Consider the following 24,479-nt stretch of genomic DNA (forward strand, 5'->3'; position numbering starts at 1 on the left):
GGGCGGCCGGACAGCGTCTGCCAAGCTGGACGCCATGCAGCCCTACGACGAACGCCTCACCGTCCCGCGCTCCTGGTGGCTCCTGGCCCTGGGGGCGGGCGTCTCAGCCGCGCTGATCCTCTTCCCCTTCGGGGTCCTGGCGATGCTCGCGGGCCTGGCCGGCGGGACCGCGCTGGCGGCGATGGGCCTGAGTTCGTACGGCTCGGCGCGGATTCGCGTGGTGGCGGGCTCACTCATCGCCGGCGAGGCGAAGATCCCGGTCACGGCGCTGGGCGAGGCGACGGTGCTGGACCCGGCGGAGACGGTCGCCTGGCGCGGCCGGAAGGCCGACCCGCGCGCCTTCATGCTGCTCCGCAGCTATGTGCCGACCGCACTCAAGGTCGAGATCACGGATCCGGCGGACCCGACGCCGTACGCCTACGTGTCGACGCGCTCCCCCGAGCGCCTGGCACAGGCCCTGGAGGCCGTCAGAGCTCGATAGCGGGGGGCAGGGGGGTCAGGGGCAACACGGGGCCCGGCAGCGCGTCCCAGGGGATCTGAGCGGCACGCAGGTCCTTTCTGACCTTCTCCGCCAGCCTCTTGGTGTCGCGCCGGTTCATCGCGGCGCCGACAGCGGCGCCGATCATGAACGGGGTCAGCATCGGCAGGTGCCGGACCGTGCGCTTGAGGAAGTGCTGGCGCAGCTCCCTCTTCATCCTGCCGCCGAGGGCGACATTGACCGAGGACAGCCGGAGCAAGTCGATGCCCCGCTGCTCGGTCCACGACCACAGGTAGGCGGTTGCGCGTTCCCGTACGGTGCCGGCCGCACGGAGCCCGTAGACCTCGTGCAGCTCGGCGATGAGCTTGTACTCGACCGCCGCGACGCCGAGCGTGTCGGCGGCCAGTTCCGCCGGCATGGCGGGCGGGGTCGGCAGCATCGCCGCCGCTCCCACGCCTGCGCCGACGGTCATGGTGCCCCTGACGGCGCCGGCGATGAGTTTGTCCGCGATCTCCTCGGGTCCCAGACCCGGGAACTGCTTGCGCAGTGTGTCCAGGTCACGCACGGGGATGCGCGGGGCCGCCTCGATGAGCCGCCCGGCGAGCGAGCCCATACCGACCCGCGCGCCCATGCCGCCCTTCCTGGCCCCGCTCCTCACTCCGCGCGCCATGGCGGCCGCGAGCGAGGCCGCACGGCCTCGCTCGTCGTCCTCCCGGCCCTCCGGCGAGTCCTTCGAGCCCTTCACGGCTACCCGCTGCCTCAGGCCGCGCAGTCGCGGCAGATCGGGTCGCCGTTCTTCGCCTCGCCGGCCAGCTGGCTGCGGTGGTGCACCAGGAAGCACGTCATGCAGGTGAACTCGTCCGCCTGGCGGGGCAGGACCCGGACCGAGAGCTCCTCGTTGGAGAGGTCGGCGCCGGGCAGCTCCAGGGACTCCGCCTGGTCGAACTCGTCGACGTCCACCGCGGACGTGGACTTCTCGTTCCGGCGAGCCTTCAGTTCCTCGATGCTGTCCTCATTGACGTCATCGTCAGTCTTGCGGGGTGTGTCGTAATCCGTTGCCATGTGTCGCTCTCCCCCTCTGGGTATCTGCTGGTGTCTGCGCACGTAACGCGCGGGAGGCCGGACTTGTGCCCGACCTGAGGCGGAGATTTTGCCTCACATCAAGGCCTGTTACTCAATCGACACCCAACGTCACCCCGGATGAGGTGATCGCGGCAGTGGTCGATCAGGACCTGCTCGGGTCCGAAAGTCGCACATCACTCGCGCCAACACGTGTACTTCCCGTGATCATGACCTGCGGAAACATGGATTTTCCGGTCTTTTTTCGGACGTAGTGATCACGGAGGGTAGGCGGCACCCGGATGGCTGGTGTGATCAATCACACCAGTCCCCGCAGCGTCGCAGACCACGAAATTACTCGCAAAGCGAACAGGATCCGACCCTCACGAGGGGTTCCGCGGTCCTGGAAGGACCTCGGAAGACCCCGACCGAGCGTGACGGACCCTACAGCGGGAGTCACTGCGGGATGACCACCCGCATGACGAGGCCACCGCCCTCCCTCGGCTCCGCCGAGATGAAACCGCCGTGGGCGCGCGCCACGGAGCGCGCGATGGACAGGCCCAGGCCGACGCCCTTGTCGCTGCCCGTGCGCTCCGTACGGAGCCGCCGGAAGGGCTCGAAGAGGTTGTCCACCTCGTACGCGGGCACCATCGGGCCGGTGTTCGCCACCATCAGCAGGGCCTGGCCCCCCTCCGCGGTGGTGCGCACCTCGACCCAGCCGTCGGCCGTGTTGTACCGGACGGCGTTCTGCACCAGGTTCAGCGCGATGCGCTCCAGCAGCACGCCGTTGCCCTGCACCACCGCCTCCCCCAGCTCGCTGCGCAGCTCCACGCCCTTGGCCTGCGCCTCGGCACGGGTCTGGTCCAGGGCCTGGGAGGCCGCTTCCGCGACGTCCACCGGCTTGCGGTGCACGAGCTCGTTGTCGCTGCGGGCGAGCAGCAGCAGTCCCTCCACGAGCTGCTCGCTGCGCTCGTTGGTGGCCAGCAGGGTCTTGCCGAGCTGCTGGAGGTCGGCCGACGCCTCCGGATCGGACATCTGCACCTCCAGCAGCGTGCGGTTGATCGCCAAGGGCGTCCGCAGTTCGTGCGAGGCGTTGGCCACGAAGCGGCGCTGCGCGTCGAAGGAGCGCTCCAGCCGGTCGAGCATGTCGTCGAAGGTGTCGGCGAGCTCCTTGAGCTCGTCGTCCGGCCCGTCGAGCTCGATCCGGCGCTTGAGGTCGGAGCTGACCACGCCGCGCGCGGTGCGGGTGATCCTGCCCAGCGGGGAGAGCACGCGCCCGGCCATCACGTAGCCGAAGGCGAACGCGACCACGGTCAGCCCTATGAGGGCCATCAGGGAGCGCCTGAGCAGCGTGTTGAGCGCCAGCTCGCGCTGGTGCTGCATGCAGGTGTCCACCGTCGCGTTGAACCGGTCGATGGAGGTGGTGCCGCTGCTGCTCTGCAGGTTGGGACACGCGTCCGTCGGCTGCACGTTGGCGCCCAGCAGCCGGAAGGGCAGCGCGCTGCCCTGGTGCAGCGCCTGCGCCGCCAGCAGATAGATGATCCACAGCAGCAGGACGCCCGCGATCAGGAACATGCCGCCGTACAGGACCGTCAGCCGTATCCGGATCGTCGGCCGCAGCCACGGCGGCGGCGCCTCGGCCGGCAGCAGGTCCCAGCCGGGGCGGCGGGGAGCGGTCCGGTCGGCCGGGGGCCGGGCGGGAGGCGGGGGCGGGGTGGGAGCGGAAGTGGTCACGCCGGTCAGATCCGGTATCCGGAGCCCGGCACGGTGACGATCACCGGGGGCTCGCCGAGCTTGCGGCGCAACGTCATCACCGTCACCCGCACCACGTTGGTGAACGGGTCGGTGTTCTCGTCCCACGCCTTCTCCAGAAGCTGCTCGGCGGAGACCACCGAGCCCTCGCTGCGCATCAGCACCTCCAGCACCGCGAACTCCTTCGGCGCCAGGTGCACCTCGGCGCCCTCCCGGAACACCTCGCGGCGGTTGGGGTCGAGCCGGATGCCGGACCGCTCCAGGACCGGCGGCAGCGCCGTCGTCGTCCGGCGGCCCAGAGCGCGGACGCGAGCGGTCAGCTCGCTGAACGCGAAGGGCTTGGGGAGGTAGTCGTCGGCGCCCAGTTCCAGCCCCTCCACCCGGTCGCTCACATCGCCGGCGGCCGTGAGCATCAGCACCCGGGTCGGCATCCCCAGCTCGACGATCTGCCGGCAGACGTCGTCGCCGTGGACGACCGGAAGGTCGCGGTCGAGGACCACGACGTCATAGTCGTTCACCCCGATCCGCTCCAGGGCGGCGCCGCCGTCGTACACGACGTCGACGGCCATGGCCTCGCGGCGAAGTCCGGTGGCAACCGCATCGGCGAGCAATTGCTCGTCCTCGACGACCAGTACGCGCAAGGCGCTGTTCCTTCCGTGAGCAGTACGAATGTGCCCCCATCCTGCACCGGAGGGCCGTAAATCGGCCGTAAGTGCCGACCGGCCCGGAATTCTTCGGTCAACGGAGGTTTCTGCGTCGCCAGGCCCGGGGAGGACCCGTCTTACACCCACCAACCAAGCCCTGACGCGCTTCCCGACGCGCCGTTATGGGCTTTGACACACCCCGTGTCAACGACGACGACGAGGGGGCGCCAGCTGATGGACGCGTTCACCACCGGAATCCTGCAGCGGATACACAGCACTGAATCCGACCTCCACCACGCCCGTGAGGCCGGCGACGAGTTCCTCGCCGAGGTCGAACAGGGCGAGCTCGACGATCTGCGGCGCCTGGCCGCGGAGCACGGCGTGCACATCCAGTCCAAGGTCGCCTGACCGACCGCGGCATTCCGCCCCGGGCACCCGACCCGGAACGGCAGCACAACGGCCGTCGGCCCGCCCCGGACACCTCCAAGGTGCCGGGGCGTTCGCGTGCCCGGCCCCGGGTGCTGCGGCGCAGCTCCGCCGCAGCCCCCGCCGGAGGGCCACGGCGTCCTCCTGCCGCCCGCGGACGGCCGTGTCGGCCCAGGTCAGTCGTGCCAGGCTCCCAGCTCCTCCAGCAGCCCCTGGAGCGCTTCGAAGAGGCCGGGCCCGGCCGCGACGGTCAGCTCGTGCGAGGCGGGCTGCCCCGGCCGGCCGCCGGTGCGGACGCCCGCCTCCCGGGCGAACAGCGCTCCGGCCGCGAAGTCCCACGGGTTCAGGCCGCGCTCGTAGTACGCGTCGAGCCGTCCGCACCCCACGTCGCAGAGGTCGATCGCGGCCGATCCCCCACGCCGGATGTCGCGCACCTTCGGCAGCAGGGTGCGCAGCACCTCCGCCTGCGTCGCCCGGCGGTCCGTGAGGTAGCCGAAGCCGGTGCCGACCAGGGCGTGCGCGAACTCGGGCACCGGGCGCGGCCGGGCCGGGACGTCGTTGACGAAGGCGCCCTGCCCGAGCACCGCCCGGTAGGTCTCGCCGCGCATCGGGGCCTCGACGACCCCCACCACCGTCTCGCCGTCCCGCTCGGCCGCGATGCTCACCGACCAGGAGGGCAGGCCGTACAGGTAGTTGACGGTGCCGTCCAGGGGATCGACGATCCAGCGCACCCCGCTGGTGCCCGTGCTCTCGGTGCCCTCCTCGCCGAGGAATCCGTCGTCGGGGCGGTGCTCCGCGATCAGTTCGGTGATCAGTTTCTCGGCGGCGAGGTCCATCTCGGTGACGACGTCGATCGGGCTGGACTTGGTGGCCGCCACCCCGAGGTCGGCGGGCCGGCCGGTGCGCAGCAGCTCGCCCGCCTTGCGGGCGGCTTCCAGCGCGATCTCCAGCAGTTCGGTGCTCACGGCTCTCCTCAGTCGATGCCCGCGACAGCGGGCTTGGGGCTCCGGGACGGGCAGCAGCCCGCCGGGCAGACGTCGTGGCTCGGACCGAGCGCGCCCAGCGCGCACCGCCGCGGCGCCGGGCCGCGCTCGCCCGCCGCCCGCTCCAGGACCAGGTCGCGCACGGCGGCGGCGAACCGGGGGTCGGCGCCCACGGTCGCGGCCCGCGCGACCGGCAGCCCCAGCTCGGCGGCCCGGTCGGCCGCCTCGGTGTCGAGGTCGTACTTGACCTCCATGTGGTCGGAGACGAAGCCGATCGGCACCATGACGACGGCGGGCACGCCGCTCCCGTGCCGTTCCGCGAGGTGGTCGCAGATGTCCGGCTCCAGCCACGGGATCTGCGGGGCGCCGCTGCGCGACTGGTAGACGAGCTGCCACGGGTGCTCGGTGCCGGTCGCCTCCCGGACCGCGTCGGCGATCACCCGCGCGGTGTCCAGGTGCTGCGCCACGTAGGCGCCGCCGTTCCCGTGGCCCTCCACGGGACCCGAGGTGTCGGCGGCGGCGGTCGGGATGGAGTGTGTGGTGAACGCCAGGTGCGCGCCGGCCCGGACGTCCGCGGGAAGTCCGTCCAGCGCGGCGAGCACCGCGTCGGTCATGGGCTCCACGAAGCCGGGGTGGTTGAAGTAGTGCCGCAGCTTGTCGACGCGCGGCACCGGACGGCCCTCGGCCGCGAGCTCCGCGAGGGCGCCGGCCAGGTTCTCGCGGTACTGGCGGCAGCCCGAGTACGAGGCGTAGGCGCTGGTGGCGAGCACCAGAATGCGGCGGTGCCCGTCGTCGGTCATCTCGCGCAGCGTGTCGACCAGGTAGGGCGCCCAGTTGCGGTTGCCCCAGTAGACCGGCAGGTCGAGGCCGTGCTCGCCGAAGTCCTTGCGCAGCGCGCCGAGCAGCTCGCGGTTCTGCGCGTTGATCGGGCTGACACCGCCGAACAGGAAGTAGTGCTGCCCGACCTCCTTGAGCCGCTCGCGCGGGATGCCCCGGCCGCGGGTGACGTTCTCCAGGAACGGGACGACGTCGTCGGGTCCCTCCGGGCCGCCGAAGGACAGCAGGAGCAGCGCGTCATAGGGCCCGGCCGAAGGACCGCCCTCGTTGTGATCGGACATGGGTCCGATCCTGCCATTGGTGCGCGACGTCCAGAAAAGCGATTGCGCTCCCACGTAACCTGTGGAGGACAGTCCCAATCCTTACCGACACCGGCGGCGACGCCGTGGAGCGCCCGTGTCCAGCCCCTATCGCGCGATCTTCGCAGCACCTGGAACCAAGGGATTCTCGGCTGCGGGATTCATCGGCCGGCTGCCGCTCTCGATGCTCGGCATCGGCATCGTGACGATGATCTCGCAGGTCACCGGTCGCTACGGGCTGGCGGGCGCGCTCTCCGCGACGCTCGCGATGTCCGGCGCCGTGATGGGCCCGCAGGTGTCCCGGCTGGTCGACCGCTACGGGCAGCGCCGCGTGCTGCGGCCGGCGGCCGCGATCACCGTGATGGCGGTGGCGGGGCTCCTGTCGTGTGTCGCGTGGGACGCGCCCGACTGGACCCTCTTCGTCTTCTCCGTCATGGCCGGCGCCACTCCGAGCCTGGGCGCGATGGTCCGGGCCCGCTGGGCGGTGATCCACCACGGCACCCCCGCCATGCACACCGCGTACTCCTTCGAGTCGGTGGTCGACGAGGTCTGCTTCATCGTCGGCCCGATCCTGTCGATCGGGCTGTGCACCGTCTGGTTCCCCGAGGCCGGCCCGCTGCTCGCGGCGGTCTTCCTCGCGGTCGGCACGTTCCTGCTGACGGCCCAGCGCTCGACGGAACCGGTCCCGCACCCCACGGCCTCCCACACGGGCGGCTCGGCGCTGCGCTCCCGCGGGCTGCAGCTGCTCGTGGCCACCTTCGCCTGCACGGGGGCGATCTTCGGCTCGGTCGAGGTCACGACGGTGGCCTTCGCCGACGAGCTGGGCCACAAGGCCGCGGCCAGTCTGGTCCTCGCGGTGTACGCGTTCGGCTCCTGCGTCGCGGGGCTGGCCTTCGGGCTGTTCCGGCTGAAAGGACCTGCCTCCCGGGGCTTCCTGGTGGGTGTGTGCGTGATGGCTGTGAGTATGATCCCGCTCCTACTGGTCGGAAACTTGTGGTTCCTGGCCGTAGCGCTGTTCGTCGCGGGCCTGTCCATCGCACCGACGATGGTCATCACCATGGCCCTGGTCGAACAGCTGGTACCGCGTGCGAAGCTGACCGAGGGCATGACGTGGGTGAGCACAGGCATCACGGTCGGCGTGGCTCTGGGAGCCTCGGTGTCCGGGTGGGTGATCGACTCGTCGGGGGCGGAGGCGGCGTTCGCGGTACCGGCCGCCGCCGGGGCACTCGCCGTGGTGGTGGCAGTCCTGGGGTTCCGCCGGCTGCGGCCGGCGCCGGAGCAGGAGGGGCCGCGTACGTATGAGCACGACGAGCACGATGAACGGAACCGCCGAGAAGGCGTGGCGTAACTGGGCGGGGAACGTCACTTCCCAGCCGCGGCGCAGCGTGTCGCCGGCGTCGGTGGACGAGCTGTCCGCCGCCGTCCGCAAGGCCGCGGAGGACGGGCTGACCGCGAAGGCCGTGGGCACCGGGCACTCGTTCACCGCCGCGGCCGCCACCGGCGGGGTCCTTATCCGGCCGGACCGGCTGGCTGCCATCCGGGAGATCGACCGCGAGCGCGGCACGATCACCGTGGAAGCGGGGGTTCCGCTCCACCAGCTGAACGCGGCGCTGGCCGCCGAGGGCCTGTCGCTGACCAACATGGGCGACATCATGGAGCAGACGGTGGCGGGCGCCACCAGTACCGGCACCCATGGCACCGGCCGGGACTCGGCCTCGATCTCCGCCCAGATCAAGGGGCTTGAACTGGTCCTGGCCGACGGCTCGGTGCTGACGTGCTCGGCGGACGAGAACGCCGACGTCTTCGCGGCGGCCCGGCTCGGACTCGGCGCCCTCGGGGTGATCAGCGCGATCACCTTCGCGGTCGAGCCGCTCTTCCTGCTCACCGCCCGCGAGGAGCCGATGCACTTCGACCGGGTCATGGCGGAGTTCGACCAGCTGGCGACGGAGAACGAGCACTTCGAGTTCTACTGGTTCCCGCACACCGACAGCTGCAACACCAAGCGCAACAACCGCAGCCAGGGCCCCGCCGCCCCGCTCTCCCCGGTCAAGGGCTGGATCGACGACGAGCTGCTGTCCAACGGCCTGTTCCAGGCCGCCTGCGCGCTGGGCAGAGCCGCTCCCGGCACCATCCCCGGCATCGCGAAGGTCTCCAGCCGGGCGCTGTCGGCCCGTACGTATACCGACATCGCGTACAAGGTCTTCACCAGTCCGCGCCGGGTGCGGTTCGTGGAGATGGAGTACGCCGTGCCGCGCGAGGCGGCGGTCGGGGCGATCCGCGAACTCAAGGCGATGGTCGAGTCCTCGGGGCTGCGGATCAGCTTCCCCGTGGAGGTGCGGATCGCGCCCGCCGACGACATCACCCTGTCCACCGCCTCCGGCCGCGACAGCGCGTACATCGCCGTCCACATGTACCGCGGCAGCCGCTACCAGGAGTACTTCACCGCCGCCGAGAAGATCATGACGGCGCACCAGGGCCGGCCGCACTGGGGCAAGGTCCACACCCGTGACGCGGAGTACTTCTCCGGGGTCTATCCGCGGTTCGGCGAGTTCACCGCCCTGCGCGACCGGCTGGACCCGCAGCGACTCTTCGGCAACGACTACCTGCGGCGGGTGCTCGGCGCGTAGTACCGCCTCCCGGCGCTCAGTCCTGGGTGCCGGGAGACGCGCTGCCGCCCGTTCCGCCCGTGCCCGCGTCCGAGGACGGGCCGGGGGCCGGCGTCGACGAGGTGCCGGTGCTCGGGGTGCCGCTCGGCGCGCTCGTCGAAGGGGAGCCGCTCGGATCGGGCGTGGGAGACCCGCTGCCGCTGTCCGACGGGGTCGGCGACGGTGACGAGGACCCCGAGGGCGTCGTCGACGGTCCGGACGAGGGGGCGCCGCTCGGGCTGCCGGCCGGATCGGAGGCCGGGGCGCTCGGCTTCCCGGCCGGCGAGCCGCCGTGCGAGCCGCCGTTGAAGACCGCCGTGACCGACGGCTCCGAGCCGGTGGCCAGCTCGATCGACGTGACCGTGCCCATCGCCAGCACGAACACGACGACGGCGCCGATCGCCGACTTACGCCAGCCGCGCTTGGTCGTGCCGTGCACGGTCGCCTCGCCGTACTCCCCGTCCGGTCTGCCGTCCTCCGGTCCACCGCTCTCACCCGGTGGCGGCAGTTCCTCCAGCATCCGGGTGGAGCCGGCCTGCGGCCCCGGGTCCGTTCCCGGCACGGAGACCGGCAGGTGCCGGGTGGAGACCGTGCGGATCTGCTCGCCGGTGCGCCGGAAGAAGTGCTGGAAGAGCGTGCCGCCCGCGGTGGCCACCACGCTGACCACACCGGCGCCGATGATCGTTCCGTACACCCCGAGCTGCGACGCCAGCAGCGCGGCGGTCACGGCCGCCAGCGCGCTGCCCGCCACCTGGGGGACGCTCAGGTCCAGCCGTCCCCGCTGGGGCGTTTCCTCGCGCTCGTCCTTTTCGTCCATATCCATACCTGGGTAGCCGATCTCATCCTCCTTGCACAGAGAAGAGACATATGGGCGAAGGCAGGAGTTCCACTTGCAGACATTCTGTGAGCCTCGCCACTCAACTGCCTTGCCACCGGAGAACTTCGCCTGCGCCGCGACCCACCTCAGTGGCCCGAATGGAGTACTGTGGCGAATCCTGGCTCCGGCTTCCCGTCCGGTTGCCCGGACCACGGGAGGGGAGCCCGGAGGCGGTGCTCATCCCGGGGTGCCGCGTTTGGTCACTCTGAGTGGCCAACTGGTCACCGTCCCATAACGGCGAGTCACGGCACCTGCCCGACACGCCGGGTAACCCTGCAAGGTTGTGGCATGCCGCACCTGGGCAGGCCACACTCGTCCAACGGGAGCAGCGACGCACGTGACGTCGGCAGGCACCACCCGGGAGGTTCCCATGCCCGAACTGCGTGTCGTGGCCGTCAGCAACGACGGAACACGACTGGTGCTCAAGGCTGCAGACAGCACGGAATACTCGCTCCCCATCGACGAGCGACTCCGGGCAGCGGTACGCAATGACCGTGCCCGCCTCGGCCAGATCGAGGTCGAGAGCCACCTGCGGCCACGCGACATCCAGGCACGTATACGAGCCGGAGCCTCCGCGGAAGAGGTCGCCCAGACCGCCGGAATTCCGGTGGAACGGGTCCGCCGCTTCGAGGGACCGGTGCTGGCCGAGCGCGCCTTCATGGCCGAGCGGGCCAGGAAGACCCCGGTGCGGCGGCACGGCGAGAGCGCCGGACCGCAGCTGGGTGAGGCGGTCGCCGAGCGGCTGCTGCTGCGCGGCGCCGAGAAAGAAACCGTTCTCTGGGACTCCTGGCGGCGCGACGACGGCACCTGGGAAGTCCTGCTGGTCTACCGGGTCGCCGGTGAACCGCACTCCGCGAGCTGGACGTACGACCCGCCCCGGCGGCTCGTCCAGGCCGTGGACGACGAGGCACGGGCGCTGATCGGCGAGACCACCCAGCAGGACGCCCCGCAGACGCAGGACTCCAAGGAGCCGCCGAGCTTCCCCTTCGTGCCGCGGATCGCCCGGCTGCCCAGGGACCGCCCGCTGGACCGGGCACTCGACCGGCAGTTGGAGCGCCCCGACCGGCCGCAGGAGCGCAGTGCCGAGCGCGCCGAGGAGGACCGGGACTCGCTGACCAGCCTGCTGGAGGCGGTGCCGAGCTTCCGCGGCGACATGGTCGTGCCGGCGCCACCGTCCGCACCGCCGGAGGCCCCTCCGGTGGAGCAGACGGAGGAGCCGGCGGCAGAGGAGGCGGCTCCGCCCGCCGCCAGCACGGGCGCGGGCTCCGCTTACGCGGACGTCCTGATGCCGCGGGCCGTCGCGGGGCACCGCGACCGGCTGGTCGGCACCACGGACCGGCAGGCCGAGGCGGACGGTGTCCGGCCGGGACGCCGGGCGACGGTGCCCAGTTGGGACGAGATCGTCTTCGGCAGCCGCCGCAAGAAGCAGGAGTAGCCACAGCAGTCGACAGGTAAGGGGCGGCGCACCAGGTGCGCCGCCCCTTACCTGTTCCCGCGACCCCTGTCCGAAGGACGGGGTGGCGCGGGTCAGCCCGGCTGGGCGCCGGTGGCGACCGGGCGGGCCTCGTCGGCCGTCCATTCGCTCCACGAGCCGACGTAGAGCGCTGCGGGGATGCCCGCGACCGCCAGCGCGAGCACCTGCTGCGCCGCCGAGACGCCGGAGCCGCAGTAGACGCCGACCTCGGCGGAGTCCTTGGCTCCCAGCTCCGCGAACCGGGCCGCCAGCACCTCGGCCGGCAGGAAGCGGCCGTCCTCCGCGACGTTCTCCGTCGTCGGCGCGCTCACCGCGCCCGGGATGTGACCGGCCACGGGGTCGATCGGCTCCACCTCGCCCCGGTAGCGCTCACCGGCCCGTGCGTCGAGCAGCAGGCCGCGCCGGGCCAGCGCCGCCGCGTCGTCGGCGGTCAGCAGCGGCGCCGATCCGACGGCGGGGGTGAAATCGCCGTGGGCGGGGTCCGCCGTGCCGGTCTCCAGCGGCTGCCCTGCGGCGGTCCAAGCGGCCAGTCCGCCGTCCAGGACCCGCACCCGGGTGTGGCCCGTCCAGCGCAGCATCCACCAGGCGCGAGCGGCGCCCCAGCCCTGGGCGGCGTCGTAGACGACCACGTCACGGTCGGCGCTGACGCCCGCCGCGCGCATCGCGGCGCCGAAGACCTCCGGGTCGGGCAGCGGGTGGCGGCCGTTCACACCGGGTTCGCCGGCCAGCTCGGAGTCGAGGTCGACGTAGACCGCTCCGGGGATGTGACCCGCCTCGTACTCCGGACGGCCTGGAGGGGCACCGAGCCGGTAGCGGACGTCGAGAACGGTGGTCCGGCTCAGCTCGCTCGCGAGTTCGACTGCAGCGATAATGGGTTCCATACGTCCATTGTGGGCCTCGCACGTTGGACGTTCGACTGATCGTCGTCGCGCGGCAACCGGCTCGAAACGGAAGCCGAATGGCAAAACGGGCATGATTCAGCACTTAGGGGTTGGATGCGGCGCGGCCGGGGCGCGCCGCGGGCCCCGTGATGGAACCATCGACTTCGGCACCTCCCCCGAATGCCCCGCGCGCCGGCCCCGAGGAGAGAAAATCCATGACCGAGGTTCCGAGCCGGCGTTCGCCCGGCACGCCCTGCTGGGTCAGCTTGATGGCACACGATCTGGACGCGGCCCAGGAGTTCTACGGCGCCCTGTTCGGGTGGGAGTTCCACGAGGGCCCGCAGCACCTCGGCCCCTACGTCCGGGCCGAGCTGGGCGGCCGGCAGATCGCCGGCATCGGCGACGGCCCGAAGGACCGCCACCTCCCGGTCTCCTGGACCACCCTGCTGGCCTGCGACGACGCGGACGTCACCGCCGAGTTGATCCGCGAGTGCGGCGGCACGGTCGGTGTCGGCCCGCTGGACGCCGACCACGAGGGGCGGATGGCGGTGGCCGTCGACCCGTCGGGCGCCGTCTTCGGGATCTGGCAGGCGCAGCGCCACCCCGGCGCCGGCGTCATCGGTGAGCCCGGAACGCTGGCCTGGAACGAGTTGGTCACGCGCGAGTCGTCCAGTGTCGAGAAGTTCTACACCGATGTCTTCGGCTACGAGACGGAGACCGGGAGGGCGGCGGACTTCGACTACCTCACCCTGCGGTTGAAGGGCCGTGCGGTGGCCGGGATCCACGGGGTCGGCCCGTCGCTGCCCCGCGACCGGGGCGCGCACTGGATGACGTACTTCGCCGTGGCGGACACCGACGCGGCGGTCCGCCGGGTGGTCGAGCTGGGCGGCCGGGTGCTGCAGCCGGCCCGCGACTCGGGCTACGGACGGCTGGCGACTGTCGCCGACCCCGAGGGCGCCGTCTTCACCGTCATCGACGCGGCTCGCTGACGCCGGCTCGGTCGACGGACCCGACGTTGCGGTCGACGGCCTGGTCCACCGGCAGCACGTCGGGGAAGAGTGCCGAGGCCTGCGCGCTCGCCGCCGTCATCCGCCGGGTGTGGTGGCGCCGGCACAGCACCTCGTAACCGACCTCGCCCGCCGGGCGGTTGACGTCGCCGACGAAGACCTGCGCGCCTTCGACGACCATCTGGCCGTCTATGGTCCGGGCGTTGTGCGTCGCGCGGGCCCCGCACCAGCACAGCGCCTCGACCTGCAGCACCTCGACGCGGTCGGCCATCTCGACGAGCCGCCGTGACCCGGGGAAGAGCTCGGTCCTGAAGTCGGTGGTGATACCGAAAGCGAAGACGTCCAGGCCCGGGTCGTCGACGATCCGGGCGAGCTGGTCGATCTGGGCGGGCGCGAAGAACTGCGCCTCGTCGACCAGGACGTAGTCGGCACGGCCGCCGCCCGACAGGTAGGAGACCACGTAGCCGTAGAAGTCGACGTCGTCGGCCGCCTCGATCGCCTTGGTGGACAGGCCCAGCCGGGACGAGAGCACGCCCTCCCCCCGCCCGGTCGTCACGGGTGAAGATCATGCCCTGCAGCCCCCGGGTCGAGCGGTTGTGCTCGATCTGAAGAGCGAGAGTGCTCTTACTGGGGCATCCGCCATGTCAGCTGAGCCGGGACCGCTCCCCGCAGCCCTTCGGCGCCGTCCGACTCTCGGGCGCGAGAGCACGAGGGCCGTGCGCCCACACCGAGCCCGCCTGGGGGTTGCGCCCGGGATGGGTGGGTCACATCTGCTGGAGTCTGCGATTGGCTTCGCCGGGGGTGAACAGGGCCGCGTCGAAGCCCGCCCCGGAGTCAAGGCCGAGCCACCGCACGAGGTCGTCGTGCTCCGCCCGTGTCGGGTCGGCGAGAGTCCGCTTGAGGTCTTCATAGGCCGCGGCGCCTCCGCAGTCCTCAGGAGGGCATGCGCCGGAACCGGCTACGCAGACCGGATAGCTCCGGTCCGCCTCGGCTGCGAGCCGGTGCTCCACCGTGACGCGGTGGTCCCAGGAATCACCGAAGTCGTACGTGTAGGCAAAGCTCCCTCCCTCCTTGAGCAGGGCGCCGAGAGTGACGCCCCGCTCGTCCTCGAAGTCGAGCTCGGTGTTGGCCCGGCCGTACTGGACGCCGTCCACGGTGAAAGCGTGCATATGGCTGTCCTCCCAGCCCATGACAGCCTGGATCGCGGCATGCACTTGGTCGAACCGGGCCGCGGCCGGCAGCAGCGCACGTCGCCAGACCGCCGGTTCGACAACGTCCTCCAGATCGATGCGCAGCTGGAACACCGTTTCTCCGGGGAGCGGTTCGCCGCGCATCACGGCCACGGCCTGCCTGCCCTGACCCGTCAGCTCCACGGTGTCATCGTCGCTTCGGACGGCCCCAAGGGCCGCGAGGACGTCGAGCAACAGCCGCACGTCACGATCGTTGCTGCCGCGCCAGCCCCGCAGCCGCTCGGGCGACACATCGTCGAGGATGTAGGGAGCGGTCACCGCCTGCCACACCGCTCTGCGCAGCGCGTCGCCGGCGAGCGGGCCACGAGCCGCGTACAGCCGATGCAGCAGCGTCCGCAGGCCGGCGGCATACTCCTGCGAGAAGACCGACTGGGCCCACCCCGAGACCAGTACGGCACTCCCGATGCGCGGTACCGCTTCGAAGAGGGCGTTCCACAGGCCATCGGGCTGGTCGAGCAGCCGGGCGTTCTTCTTCACCGGGAGCAGACGACCACCGGCAACCCTCAGCAGTCTGGCGGCCTTGGCCCATTCCGCCAGCAGGTTGAGGTGGTACAGCTCTTCGCTGGACTTCGTCTTGAACATCCGGTCACCGATCACCGGGTCCAGCTGGTCGCCGGTGCCCAGCAGCTCCACCAAGGTCCGGGCGTCCGCGAGAGTGATCCGGCCGGTCTGCGTCAGTTTCCGTCCCGCGCCGATCCACCCGACCAACTCCCGCACCTGCCCCACCGACTTGCCATGAGACTGGTCCACAACCGCTCCGTTCCGTGCTCTCGCCGCCTCGCCGAATCTACCCTCCCGCACCGCCGTCAGCCGTAGGGTGCTTCCGGTGAGCGAGTACCAGTACTACGAGTTTCAGGCCCTGGACCGGCCGCTGAGCGGCGACCAGCGGGAAGCACTGCGGGGCGTCTCCAGCCGGGCCAGGATCACCGCCACGAGCTTCACCAACGAATACCACTGGGGCGACCTGCGGGGGAATCCGCGAAACCTGGTGGAACGGTACTTCGACGCCCATCTGTACGTCGCCAGCTGGGGCACACGCCGGCTGATGCTCCGCCTGCCCCTACAGCGCCTGGCCCTGCGCAGCGTCCAACCGTACGGTCTCGGCAACCACGTCGAAGCCTGGGCCACCCGGACCCACCTTCTCCTCGACCTGACCAGCGAGGACGAGGGCGCCGACTGGGACGAGGGAGCCGACGATTCCCTGGCAGCGGTCATCGGCGTACGCGAGGAACTCGCCACCGGCGATATGCGGCCCCTCTATCTGGCGTGGCTCTCCGCCCTCTCTGCCTGGGAAGCCGAGGACGACGACGAAGGGGAGTACCAGTCCGCCCTGGAGCCTCCCGTCCCCGCCGGCCTGGGCAAACTCACGGCTCCGCAAAGCGCGCTCGCGGACTTCCTGCGCATCGACACCGACCTGCTCGCCGTCGCCGCACAGAGCAGCACCGCGGCGCCGGAACCCGCAGCCAGTCTGACACGGAAGGAGCTCGCGCGACTCGTCTCCGCCCTCCCGGACGAGGAGAAGGACGCCCTACTGGTGCGCCTCGCCCTCGGCCCGGAACCCCACTTGCACAGCGAACTCCTGCACCGTCTGCGGGAAACTTCCGCCCCCGCGACCGCACCCGGTCGCCGGACCGCCGCCCGGCTGCTGGATGCGGCGCACACCCGCCGCGCCGAGCGCCACGGGCACGCCGAACGCGACCGGTTGCGAGCCCGCGCCACGCGCCTGACCGCACTCGCCGCCGAGGCGGACATCATCTGGAACCAGGCCGAAGCACACATCGCCTCCAAGAAGACCAGTGCCTACGACGCGGCTGTCGCCCTCCTTTGTGACCTGCGCGATGCCTGCGCTCACGCCGGATACGGTGTCGATTTCCAGCAGCGTCTGGGGCTCCTGCGCGACACCTACCGGAGCCGGCCCGGCCTCATCCACCGTCTCGACAGTCACGGTCTCCGGTAACTCGGCCGCCGGCATGGAAGAAGCCGGTCAGGCGTGGTTGACGGGGAGGACGTCCGGGGAGAGGGCGCCGGCGTGGGCTGCGGCCGAGGTCATGCGGCGGCGGTGATGGCGGCGGCACAGGACCTCGTAGCCGATCTCCTCCGCCGGGCGGTTCACGTCACCGACCACCACCTGGGCGCCCTCGACGACCATCTCGCCGCCCACGGTACGGGCGTTGTGCGTGGCACGGGCGCCGCACCAGCACAGGGCCTCGACCTGGAGCTGCTCAAGCCGGTCCGCCAGCTCGATCAGCCGCTGCGAGCCCGGGAACAGCTTCGTGCGGAAGTCCGTCGTGATACCGAACGCGAAGACGTCCATGTCCAGGTCGTCCACGATGCGCGCAAGCTGGTCGATCTGCTCCGGGGCCAGGAACTGGGCCTCGTCCACGATCACGTAGTCCGCCTTGCCGCCCTTCGAGAGCTGGGAGACCAGGTACGCGTACAAGTCCATGCCCTCCGGCGCCTCGATCGCCTCCGTCACCAGACCCAGCCGGGACGACAGCTTGCCCTCGCCCGCGCGGTCGTCCCGCGTGAAGATCACGCCCTGCAGACCCCGCGCGTCGCGGTTATGGGCAATCTGGAGCGCCAAAGTGCTCTTTCCGCAGTCCATCGTTCCGGAGAAGAACACAAGCTCGGGCATGAGGAGGGCGACGGCCTTTCAGGGAGGAATGTCAGGGAGGGGACGGGCTGCGCTGCGGATCAGGAGCGTACTTCGAGCAGCGGCACGTGCTGCTCGACGGGGGACATCGAGCCGTGCAGACCCACCATCAGGGACTCCCCCGACTCCGTGCGGTTCGCCACGATCGCGATGTCGTCGCGCGCGACGGCGATGACGTCGCCGATCCTGCCGAGCACCCGCTCGTCGACGGGGTCGCCGGGGCGGCCGAACCAGCCCGCCGCGATGGCCTCTTCACGGGTGGCGACCCACATCTGCTCGCCGAGCACCTCGCTCCACACCGTGTACACGTCGGCGGCGGCGCCCGGCACGGCGTACACGTGGCGGGCACGGGCCTCGCCGCCGAGGACGGAGACGCCGGCGCCCAGCTCCCAGTCCTCGTCGAAGTCGATCCTGGACTCGGGGTCGAACGGGATGTCGATCATGCCGTGGTCGGCGGTGATGTAGAGCGCGGAGCGCGGCGGGAGTTGCTCGGCCAGCCGCTGGGCGAGGCGGTCGACCATCATCAACTGGCCGCGCCAGGCGTCGGAGTCGACGCCGTGCCGGTGGCCCATGGAGTCCAGCTCGCTGTAGTACGTGTAGACGAGCGTCCGGTCGGCGGCGCCGAGCCGGTCGGCCGCCAGGTCCATCCGCTCGTCGCCGGTGAGCCGGCCGTGGAAGGTGCCGCCGCTGAGCGCGATCTTCGTCAGCGGCGTGTGCTGGAAGTTCGGCGAGGACACCTGACAGGTCGCGACCCCGGCGGCGTCGGCGAGCTGGAAGACGGTGGGGTAGGGCTGCCACACGTGCGGGTCGGTCCACGGCTGCCAGCGCAGCTGGTTCATCAGCCGCCCGGAGGACGGATCCAGGACGGTGTAGCCGGCGAGCCCGTGGCGGCCCGGCGCCAGGCCGGTGCCGACCGACGCGAGCGAGGTCGCGGTGGTGGACGGGAAGCCCGCGGTGAGCGGCTGCCCCGTGCCGCCCCGGGAGGTGTGCATCAGGGAGGCGAGGAAGGGCGCCTCCTCCGGGTGCGCGCGCAGCAGTTCCCAGCCCATCCCGTCGACCAGGAAGACGCAGACGCGGTCGGCGGGGGCCAGTTCGAGGCCGGTGGCGGGCATGCCCGGGACGGCCAGCCCGGCGGCCGCCGCGGGGAAGAGGTCGCAGAGCGAGGCGGTGCCGTAGAGCGGTGCCGGAGCGGTACGCGGATCCAGTGGCGCGGGGTCGTAGGCGGGTACGGCGTGCACCATCAGCGGTCGGCCGCCGTCGCCTCGGACAGCGCCTGCGCGAAGGCGAGGGCCTGGCGTACCGCGTCGGGCCCGTCGCCGGCCTCGCTGACCCGCAGCGACAGGTCGTCGGCGGTCGAGGAGCCGGTGTAGCCGTGGTCGGCGTCGCAGTTGGGGTCGCCGCAGGCGGCGGGCTCCAGGTCCAGCCGGCTGACCGCGCCCCAGCCGATGGTCAGTACGACCTCGCGGGGCAGCGTGCCCGGCACGTACGCCTCGGGGTTGGCCACCACCCGGCTGACCACCACGGACGAGATCCGGCCGATCTTCACGGACTCGGTGGAGGTGGTCGCGTACGGGGTCGGGGACGTGTCGTCGGCGGCCTGCTCGTCGGTGTGGCTCACGATGAAGCGGTGGTCGGTGATGACCAGCACCGTCACATGCCGGCGCACCTCGTTCGCGTCGAACGTCGTCTCCTGGTGGACCAGGTAGGACGCCACCGGCTCGCCGCCCACCGCGGCCTCGACGGCCTCGGCCACCAGGGCCGGGTAGTAGCCGCTGCGCTCGATGGCCGTGCGCAGGCCCTGGGTCGTCATACCGGTCTTCGCCATGAGGTCCATCTTAAGGGCGGGTACCGCTCAGAAGGACGACAGTGCGCGTGGTCCCAGATCGGTTCTGGCGGGCGGCCGGTCGAGCCGGACGGACGCTCCGAGAACGGTGAGGCCGCGAGCCGCCACGACCACCGGCTCCAGGTCGACGGCGACCACTTCCGGGAGGTCGTCGACGAGCAGCGAGACCCGCAGCAGCAGTTCCTCCAGGGCGGCGGTGTCCACCGGTTCGCTGCCGCGCCAGCCGAAGAGCAGCGGGGCCGCCTTGATGGAGCGCACCAGTTCCGCCGCGTCCCGGTCGGTGGCGGGCACCAGCCGGTGCGCGGTGTCCCCCAGCAGTTCCGAGGGGGCGCCGGCCAGGCCGAACGAGAGCACGGCACCGACCGCCGGGTCGACCGTGGCGCGGACGACGGTGTCCACCCCGCGCGGCGCCATCGCCTGCACCACCAGCAGCAGTTCCTCCGGCTTACCGAGACGCGCGGTCAGCTCCTCGTAGGCGCGCCGCAGATCGTCCTCGTCGGCGAGGTCGAGCCGGACCCCGCCGAGGTCGGCCCGGTGCCGCAGGTGCGGAGCCGTCGTCTTGAGGGCCACCGGGTAGCCGAGCCGCCGGGCGGCGGCGAGCGCGGCGGCGATCCCGGGCGCGGGCAGCGCGGACCGCACGGTGATCCCGTAGCGCCCCAGGAGGGCCGCGGCGGCCCCGTCGTCGAGGAGGACGCCGTCCTGGCTGCCGCTCTCCCCCGCGTCCAGCAGCCGTGCCACGTCGGCCGCCGCCGCGCTCTCCTCGATGTCCGCGAACTGCGGCACCCGGCCGGGCGTGGCGGCGCCCTGCCGCCACAGCGCGTACTCCACCGCCTCCGCCAGGGCGCGCACCGCGCGGTCGGCGGCGGGATACGCCGGGACCCGCGCCTGGTCCGGCCCCTCGCCGGAGGGGGCCGGGAGGCCCAGCCGGTCGGCCATGGTCTCCAGCGCGAGGTGGGCGACGACGACGGGCTTGCCGGAGCCGGCCGCGGCCGCGCGCAGTGCCTGGGCCAGCGCGGGGTCGTCGCCGGACTCCGGGTCGGGGGCGTCCTCGCAGCCGACCCGGGGGATGGCGGTGACGACCACGGCGTCGCTGGTGTCGTCGGCCAGTGCCGCGGTGAGCGCGGCGCGGAAGTCGCCGGGTCCGGCCGACGTGGTGAGGTCGATCGGAGCGAGCGGCCGCAGCCCCGCGGTCAGCGCCGCGTCGTAGGTGAGCAGCCCGAGGGAGTCGGAGTTGCCGAGGATCGCGACCCGGCCGCCGCGCGGGATGGGCTGGAAGGAGAGCAGCAGGCCCACGTCCAGGAGTTCGGTGACCGTGTCGACGCGGATCACCCCGGCCTGCCGGAACAGCGCGGACACCGTGCTGTCCGGGATCCGGGTCGGGGAGACGGCGTGCCCGGCGGGGGTGGTGCCGGAGTGCAGGGCGCCCTTGACGACCACGACCGGCTTGCTCGCGGCGGTCCGTTTGGCGAGGCGGGTGAACTTGCGCGGGTTGCCGAAGGATTCGAGGTACATGAGGACGGCGTCGGTGTCCGGGTCGTTGTGCCAGTACTGCAGCAGGTCGTTGCCGGAGACGTCGGCCCGGTTGCCGGCCGACACGAACGACGAGAGCCCGGCGCCGCGCCGGTGCAGCCCGGACAGCAGCGCGATGCCGATCGCGCCGGACTGGGTGAACAGCCCGAGCCGTCCGGCGGCCGGCACCTCGGGCGAGAGCGAGGCGTTGAGGCGCACGCCCTGGGCGGTGTTGATGATGCCGAAGGCGTTGGGGCCGATGACCCGCATGCCGTACGAGCGGGCCTGGCGCACCAGTTCGCGCTGCCGTTCCCTGCCCTCGGGGCCGGACTCGGCGTACCCGGCGGTGACCACGACGACGCCTTGGACGCCGTGTTCCCCGCAGGCCGCGACGGCGGCGGGCACGTTCTCGGCGGGTACCGCGATGATCGCCAGGTCGACCGGTTCGGGGATGTCGGCGACGGTGCGGTGCGCGCGGACGCCGTCGAGGGTGCTCTCGCCCGCGGGGAACGAGCGGTTGACCGCGTGCACCCGGCCGGTGAAGCCGCCCGCGAACAGGTTGCGCAGCAGGGTGCGGCCGACGCCGCCGGGCCGCCGGCTCGCGCCGATCACGGCGACCGACCGGGGGGTGAGCAGCCGCTGCACCGAGCGCGCCTCGGCGCGGTGCTCGCGGGCCCGCATCACCTGGACCGACGCCTCGGTGGGCTCCAGGTCGAGTTCGAGGTGGACGACGCCGTCGGTGAAACTGCGCTGCTGGGTGTAGCCCGCGTCGGTGAAGACCTTGACCATCTTGCGGTTGGCGGGCAGGACTTCGGCGATGAACCGCAGGATGCCGCGCTCGCGGGCGACCGCCCCGATGTGCTCCAGCAGCGCCGAGGCCACCCCGCGGCCCTGGTGGGCGTCCTGGACGAGGAACGCCACCTCGGCCCGGTACGCGTCGCCGCTGGCCGGCCGGCCGTCGGCGTCGATGCGGTCGTAGCGGACGGTGGCGATGAACTCGTCGCCGACGGTTGCCGCCAGGCCCACCCGGTCGTCGTAGTCGTGATGGGTGAAGCGGTGGACGTCGCGGTCGGAGAGCCGGGGGTACGGCGCGAAGAAGCGGTAGTACTTCGACTCGTCGGAGACCTGCTCGTAGAAGTCCACGAGCCGCTGGGCGTCGTCGGGGCCGATCGGCCGGATGTGGGCGATGCCGCCGTCGCGCAGAACGACGTCCGCTTCCCAGTGCACCGGATACGGGCGGGGGGCCGGAGTCGTCATGGGGCCAGGGTAACGACCTCGGGTGCCCGGAGGGCTCGGTGCGGTCCGGGCGCGCCCGTCTGGCGTCGGGTCGGCGCAGCGGGCAGGCTGAACTGCGTCGAGGTGTCTGAGCAGTCTCCCGCCCGTGCGAAACTGGTCTAGACAACAGGAACCACCTGAAGGGCTACACCATGGTTGAGCGCCGCGTCACCGTCGGCTGGGCCGAGGGCCTGCACGCCCGCCCCGCTTCACTCTTCGTCCGCGCGGTGACCGCCGCCGGCGTCCCGGTGACGATCGCGAAGGCGGACGGCAACGCCGTCAACGCCGCCTCGATGCTGGCCGTGCTCGGCCTGGGCGCGCAGGGCGGCGAGCCGGTCGTGCTCGCGTCGGAGGCCGAGGGCGCCGACGCCGCACTCGACCGGCTGGCCAAGCTGGTCTCCGAGGGCCTCGAGGAACTCCCCGAGCCCGTCTGAGCCCCCGGGCGTATGCCCGTGCAGGAATATCGGCGGGGTCGCGTTGTCCGACGGGATAACGCGACTCCGCCTTTTCCTATTCAAGGCGCCCGCAGAGCACCGGTAATTCTGCCCACTTGTATACGGTGCCATTGTTAATTCTTCCGGCGTGCGGCGTATACAGAAGGTTTCGGAGTCCTCACGGCGACGGCGCGCTCCACATGCCCGGCCGAGATCCGGCGGGCCCGCTCGGCGTCCCCGCGGGCCACCGCGTCGACTATGGCGCCGTGCTCCTCCCAGGACTGCACCGCCCGGTCCGGCTCCCCCTCGCCGTACACCCAGGCGATCTTGTGCCGCAGCTGGGTGAGCAGCGCGGCCAGGGTGGGACTGCCGGAGGCCTGCGCGAGCGTCTCGTGGAACCAGCCGTTCAGGGACGGCAGATCCGACAGCTGGCCCTGCTGGGAACGCTCCTGGCCCAGCCGCACCAGCCCGCGCAACACCTTGAGGTGGGCGTCCGTGCGCCGCTGCGCGGCCCTGGCGGCCCCCAGCGGCTCCAGCAGGCCGCGAAGCTCCAGCAGATCGGCCGCCTCCTGCGCCGTCGGCTCGGCGACGGAGGCGCCCGCGTGCCGGCGGGTGCGGACGAACCCCTCGGACTCCAGCGTGCGCAGCGCCTCCCGCACCGGGACCCGGGAGACGCCGTAACGCCTCGCCAGCAGCTCCTCGGTCAGCCGGCTGCCAGGCGGGTAGTAACCGCCGACAATGTCGTCACGGATCGCGGTGCACACGACCTGTGCGGAGATACGACGCCCTGCGCCGTCCGTCCCGTTCACACCCGATTCCGCATCGCCGGTCTCCATTCATTTCCCCGTATTCTTCGGCGACTCTATTCCAGCACATCCGGGAATCCGACCGCAGGCGAGAATTCATGGATTATTTTTGGACAACACGAAGGCCCCGGCGGGGAGCCGGGGCCTTCGGGGGGACGGGGTTCTGCTGATCCCGGAGGGATCGGGTGGATCAGATGGAGACGCCGTGCGAGCGGAGGTACGCCTCGGGGTCGATGTCCGAGCCGTACTCGGCCGTGGTGCGGGCCTCGAAGTGCACGTGCGGTCCCGTGACGTTGCCGGTCGCGCCGGACAGGCCGATCTGCTCGCCGGTGGTGACGGTCTGGCCGACCGAGACGCTGAGCGAGGACATGTGGGCGCACAGCGTGTAGATGCCGTCGTTGTGCCGGATCACCACGTTGTTGCCGTAGGCCGAGTCGAAGCCGGCGGTGACGACGGTTCCCGCCCCGACGGCGTGGACCGGGGTGCCGGTGGACGCGGTGAAGTCGACACCGGTGTGGTAGCCGGAGGACCACATGGAGCCGGGGACCTTGTACCCGGTGCCGATGCCGCTGTCGACGGGCAGCACGAAGGAGTTGAGCTTCCTGCGCTCCTCGTCACGGGCGGCGCGGGCCTGGGCCTCGCGCTCGGCGATGCGCTCCGCCTTGGCCTTAGCCTCGGCGGCGGCCTTCTTCGCGGCGGCCTCGGCCAGGCGCTTCGCCTCGTCCGCCTTGCGCTTGGCCTCCGCGGCCTTGCGCTTGGTCTCGTCGGCCGCCTTGTGCTGGGCGGCGGCCTGGGCGGCGAGGGAGTCGGTGAGGTTGTCCGAGGCGTCGACGGCGCGGGCGAACGCGATGTCCTCGATCGCCTGGGGAGCGGCATCGGCCGGGGTGGAGAGCGCGGTGGCCGCGGTGGCTCCGAAGGTGCCGGCGGCGGTCAGGACCGCGACGCCGGCCAGGGTGGTCCCGGTGCGCAGAGCGGCACGACGGGGACGGCGGTGCTTCCCGCTGGGCGCGGGCAGAACTTTGAACGCCATGGGTGCGGCGAGATCCTTTCCTTCCTTCTCGCCTACCGGGTTAGCTGACGGGTTCGGAGCAGGAAGGTCTCCTACGGGCTGCCTCGTGGTGAGGACGGCCCGATTCACCCCAGGGACGTGGGTCCCCGGCTCCCCAGGCTCGCGCCGGACGGGGACTCGGCGATCACTGCCCGGTTGCCGCTGGACGCGGCGGATGGTGACGAGCAGCAGAGGGGGACGCTAATCGGACCGCGTCGGTTACGGCAAACAGATCAGGTGATTTGTTGCGTTCGCCACAAGATTGGTTTGCCGGCGGATAAAGATCCAAAACGCCCGGA

23 protein-coding genes, 1 pseudogene and 1 riboswitch are annotated in these 24,479 nt (G+C 71.7%); of the genes and pseudogenes, 8 read left to right on the forward strand and 16 right to left on the reverse strand.

The window, feature by feature from the left end:
- The first annotated feature begins 34 nt into the window (after positions 1-34).
- Positions 35-481: a DUF3093 domain-containing protein gene (locus O3X23_RS07860; protein ID WP_269270468.1), complete on the forward strand. Its 447-nt coding sequence runs from the start codon at positions 35-37 to the stop codon at positions 479-481.
- Here O3X23_RS07860 and O3X23_RS07865 read toward each other — a convergent pair.
- The 4 genes from O3X23_RS07865 to O3X23_RS07880 form a co-directional block, all read right to left on the reverse strand.
- Positions 468-1,319 (reverse strand): hypothetical protein, encoded by an 852-nt coding sequence (locus O3X23_RS07865; RefSeq protein ID WP_443047791.1) that lies wholly within the window; start codon positions 1,317-1,319, stop codon positions 468-470. The genes O3X23_RS07860 and O3X23_RS07865 overlap by 14 nt on opposite strands.
- Positions 1,238-1,540 carry a DUF4193 domain-containing protein gene (locus O3X23_RS07870; RefSeq protein ID WP_138356502.1) on the reverse strand — a complete coding sequence of 101 codons (303 nt, stop codon included), beginning with the start codon at positions 1,538-1,540 and terminating at the stop codon, positions 1,238-1,240. The genes O3X23_RS07865 and O3X23_RS07870 overlap by 82 nt, the downstream gene beginning before the upstream one ends.
- 453 nt (positions 1,541-1,993) lie before the next feature.
- On the reverse strand, positions 1,994-3,271 hold the full coding sequence (locus O3X23_RS07875; RefSeq protein WP_443047792.1) for a sensor histidine kinase: 1,278 nt from the start codon (positions 3,269-3,271) through the stop codon (positions 1,994-1,996).
- 5 nt (positions 3,272-3,276) lie between these two features.
- Positions 3,277-3,930, reverse strand: a complete 654-nt coding sequence (locus O3X23_RS07880; RefSeq protein ID WP_269270469.1) for a response regulator transcription factor — start codon at positions 3,928-3,930, stop codon at positions 3,277-3,279.
- Between the two features lie 237 nt (positions 3,931-4,167).
- Between O3X23_RS07880 and O3X23_RS07885 the strand changes: the two genes are divergently transcribed.
- Complete coding sequence (locus O3X23_RS07885) at positions 4,168-4,341, forward strand: hypothetical protein (RefSeq protein WP_187145045.1); 174 nt, start codon at positions 4,168-4,170, stop codon at positions 4,339-4,341.
- Between the two features lie 194 nt (positions 4,342-4,535).
- Here O3X23_RS07885 and O3X23_RS07890 read toward each other — a convergent pair whose 3' ends face one another.
- Both O3X23_RS07890 and O3X23_RS07895 read right to left on the reverse strand, forming a co-directional pair.
- Positions 4,536-5,324 carry an inositol monophosphatase family protein gene (locus O3X23_RS07890; RefSeq protein ID WP_443047793.1) on the reverse strand — a complete coding sequence of 263 codons (789 nt, stop codon included), beginning with the start codon at positions 5,322-5,324 and terminating at the stop codon, positions 4,536-4,538.
- A gap of 8 nt (positions 5,325-5,332) precedes the next feature.
- The gene (locus tag O3X23_RS07895) at positions 5,333-6,460 is read right to left on the reverse strand and encodes a ferrochelatase (RefSeq protein WP_269270470.1); all 1,128 of its coding nucleotides are present in this window, start codon (positions 6,458-6,460) and stop codon (positions 5,333-5,335) included.
- Between the two features lie 115 nt (positions 6,461-6,575).
- Here O3X23_RS07895 and O3X23_RS07900 point away from each other — a divergent pair, with 115 nt between their 5' ends.
- The gene (locus O3X23_RS07900) at positions 6,576-7,826 is read left to right on the forward strand and encodes an MFS transporter (RefSeq protein ID WP_269270471.1); all 1,251 of its coding nucleotides are present in this window, start codon (positions 6,576-6,578) and stop codon (positions 7,824-7,826) included.
- On the forward strand, positions 7,777-9,105 hold the full coding sequence (locus tag O3X23_RS07905; RefSeq protein ID WP_269270472.1) for a D-arabinono-1,4-lactone oxidase: 1,329 nt from the start codon (positions 7,777-7,779) through the stop codon (positions 9,103-9,105). The genes O3X23_RS07900 and O3X23_RS07905 overlap by 50 nt, the downstream gene beginning before the upstream one ends.
- A gap of 16 nt (positions 9,106-9,121) precedes the next feature.
- Here O3X23_RS07905 and O3X23_RS07910 read toward each other — a convergent pair whose 3' ends face one another.
- Positions 9,122-9,940, reverse strand: coding sequence for a hypothetical protein (locus O3X23_RS07910; RefSeq protein ID WP_269270473.1), 819 nt, complete (start codon positions 9,938-9,940; stop codon positions 9,122-9,124).
- Between the two features lie 430 nt (positions 9,941-10,370).
- On the opposite strand from O3X23_RS07910, the gene sepH reads away from it, so the two are divergent.
- A complete protein-coding gene (gene sepH / locus O3X23_RS07915) occupies positions 10,371-11,435 on the forward strand; it encodes a septation protein SepH (protein ID WP_269270474.1) in 1,065 nt (354 codons plus the stop codon).
- 92 nt (positions 11,436-11,527) lie between these two features.
- Here sepH and O3X23_RS07920 read toward each other — a convergent pair whose 3' ends face one another.
- Positions 11,528-12,355: a sulfurtransferase gene (locus O3X23_RS07920; protein WP_269270475.1), complete on the reverse strand. Its 828-nt coding sequence runs from the start codon at positions 12,353-12,355 to the stop codon at positions 11,528-11,530.
- A gap of 215 nt (positions 12,356-12,570) precedes the next feature.
- Here O3X23_RS07920 and O3X23_RS07925 point away from each other — a divergent pair, with 215 nt between their 5' ends.
- A complete protein-coding gene (locus O3X23_RS07925; protein ID WP_269270476.1) occupies positions 12,571-13,344 on the forward strand; it encodes a VOC family protein in 774 nt (257 codons plus the stop codon).
- Here the strand turns inward: O3X23_RS07925 and O3X23_RS07930 are convergent.
- A pseudogene (locus O3X23_RS07930) lies at positions 13,325-13,988 on the reverse strand (thymidine kinase); the annotation flags it as partial. The gene O3X23_RS07925 and the pseudogene O3X23_RS07930 overlap by 20 nt on opposite strands.
- Before the next feature lie 138 nt (positions 13,989-14,126).
- The gene (locus O3X23_RS07935) at positions 14,127-15,362 is read right to left on the reverse strand and encodes a plasmid pRiA4b ORF-3 family protein (protein WP_269270477.1); all 1,236 of its coding nucleotides are present in this window, start codon (positions 15,360-15,362) and stop codon (positions 14,127-14,129) included.
- 76 nt (positions 15,363-15,438) lie between these two features.
- Between O3X23_RS07935 and O3X23_RS07940 the strand changes: the two genes are divergently transcribed.
- Positions 15,439-16,569, forward strand: a complete 1,131-nt coding sequence (locus O3X23_RS07940; protein ID WP_269270478.1) for a hypothetical protein — start codon at positions 15,439-15,441, stop codon at positions 16,567-16,569.
- Between the two features lie 27 nt (positions 16,570-16,596).
- Here the strand turns inward: O3X23_RS07940 and O3X23_RS07945 are convergent, their stop codons facing one another.
- Genes O3X23_RS07945 through O3X23_RS07960 form a run of 4 tightly spaced genes read right to left on the reverse strand, consistent with a single transcriptional unit; the run spans position 16,597 to position 21,874 of the window.
- Entirely contained in the window at positions 16,597-17,247 is a 651-nt protein-coding gene (locus tag O3X23_RS07945; protein ID WP_269270479.1) for a thymidine kinase, read from the reverse strand.
- A gap of 59 nt (positions 17,248-17,306) precedes the next feature.
- Positions 17,307-18,506, reverse strand: coding sequence for an alkaline phosphatase family protein (locus O3X23_RS07950; RefSeq protein WP_269270480.1), 1,200 nt, complete (start codon positions 18,504-18,506; stop codon positions 17,307-17,309).
- Positions 18,506-19,090 carry a DUF5998 family protein gene (locus tag O3X23_RS07955; RefSeq protein ID WP_138357495.1) on the reverse strand — a complete coding sequence of 195 codons (585 nt, stop codon included), beginning with the start codon at positions 19,088-19,090 and terminating at the stop codon, positions 18,506-18,508. Before O3X23_RS07955 ends, O3X23_RS07950 begins: the two co-directional genes overlap by 1 nt.
- A 27-nt stretch (positions 19,091-19,117) precedes the next feature.
- Positions 19,118-21,874, reverse strand: coding sequence for a bifunctional acetate--CoA ligase family protein/GNAT family N-acetyltransferase (locus O3X23_RS07960; RefSeq protein ID WP_269270481.1), 2,757 nt, complete (start codon positions 21,872-21,874; stop codon positions 19,118-19,120).
- Between the two features lie 170 nt (positions 21,875-22,044).
- Between O3X23_RS07960 and O3X23_RS07965 the strand changes: the two genes are divergently transcribed.
- Positions 22,045-22,326: an HPr family phosphocarrier protein gene (locus tag O3X23_RS07965; RefSeq protein WP_269270482.1), complete on the forward strand. Its 282-nt coding sequence runs from the start codon at positions 22,045-22,047 to the stop codon at positions 22,324-22,326.
- 134 nt (positions 22,327-22,460) lie between these two features.
- Here O3X23_RS07965 and O3X23_RS07970 read toward each other — a convergent pair whose 3' ends face one another.
- Both O3X23_RS07970 and O3X23_RS07975 read right to left on the reverse strand, forming a co-directional pair.
- Positions 22,461-23,162: a GntR family transcriptional regulator gene (locus O3X23_RS07970; RefSeq protein WP_269270483.1), complete on the reverse strand. Its 702-nt coding sequence runs from the start codon at positions 23,160-23,162 to the stop codon at positions 22,461-22,463.
- 160 nt (positions 23,163-23,322) lie between these two features.
- Positions 23,323-24,162, reverse strand: coding sequence for a M23 family metallopeptidase (locus O3X23_RS07975; RefSeq protein WP_269270484.1), 840 nt, complete (start codon positions 24,160-24,162; stop codon positions 23,323-23,325).
- Positions 24,163-24,177: 15 nt separating this feature from the next.
- Positions 24,178-24,334: riboswitch (cyclic di-AMP (ydaO/yuaA leader) on the reverse strand.
- Between the last annotated feature and the right edge of the window lie 145 nt (positions 24,335-24,479).

Origin of the sequence: Streptomyces sp. H39-S7 (genome assembly GCF_027158205.1) — a bacterium.
GTDB lineage: Bacteria > Actinomycetota > Actinomycetes > Streptomycetales > Streptomycetaceae > Actinacidiphila.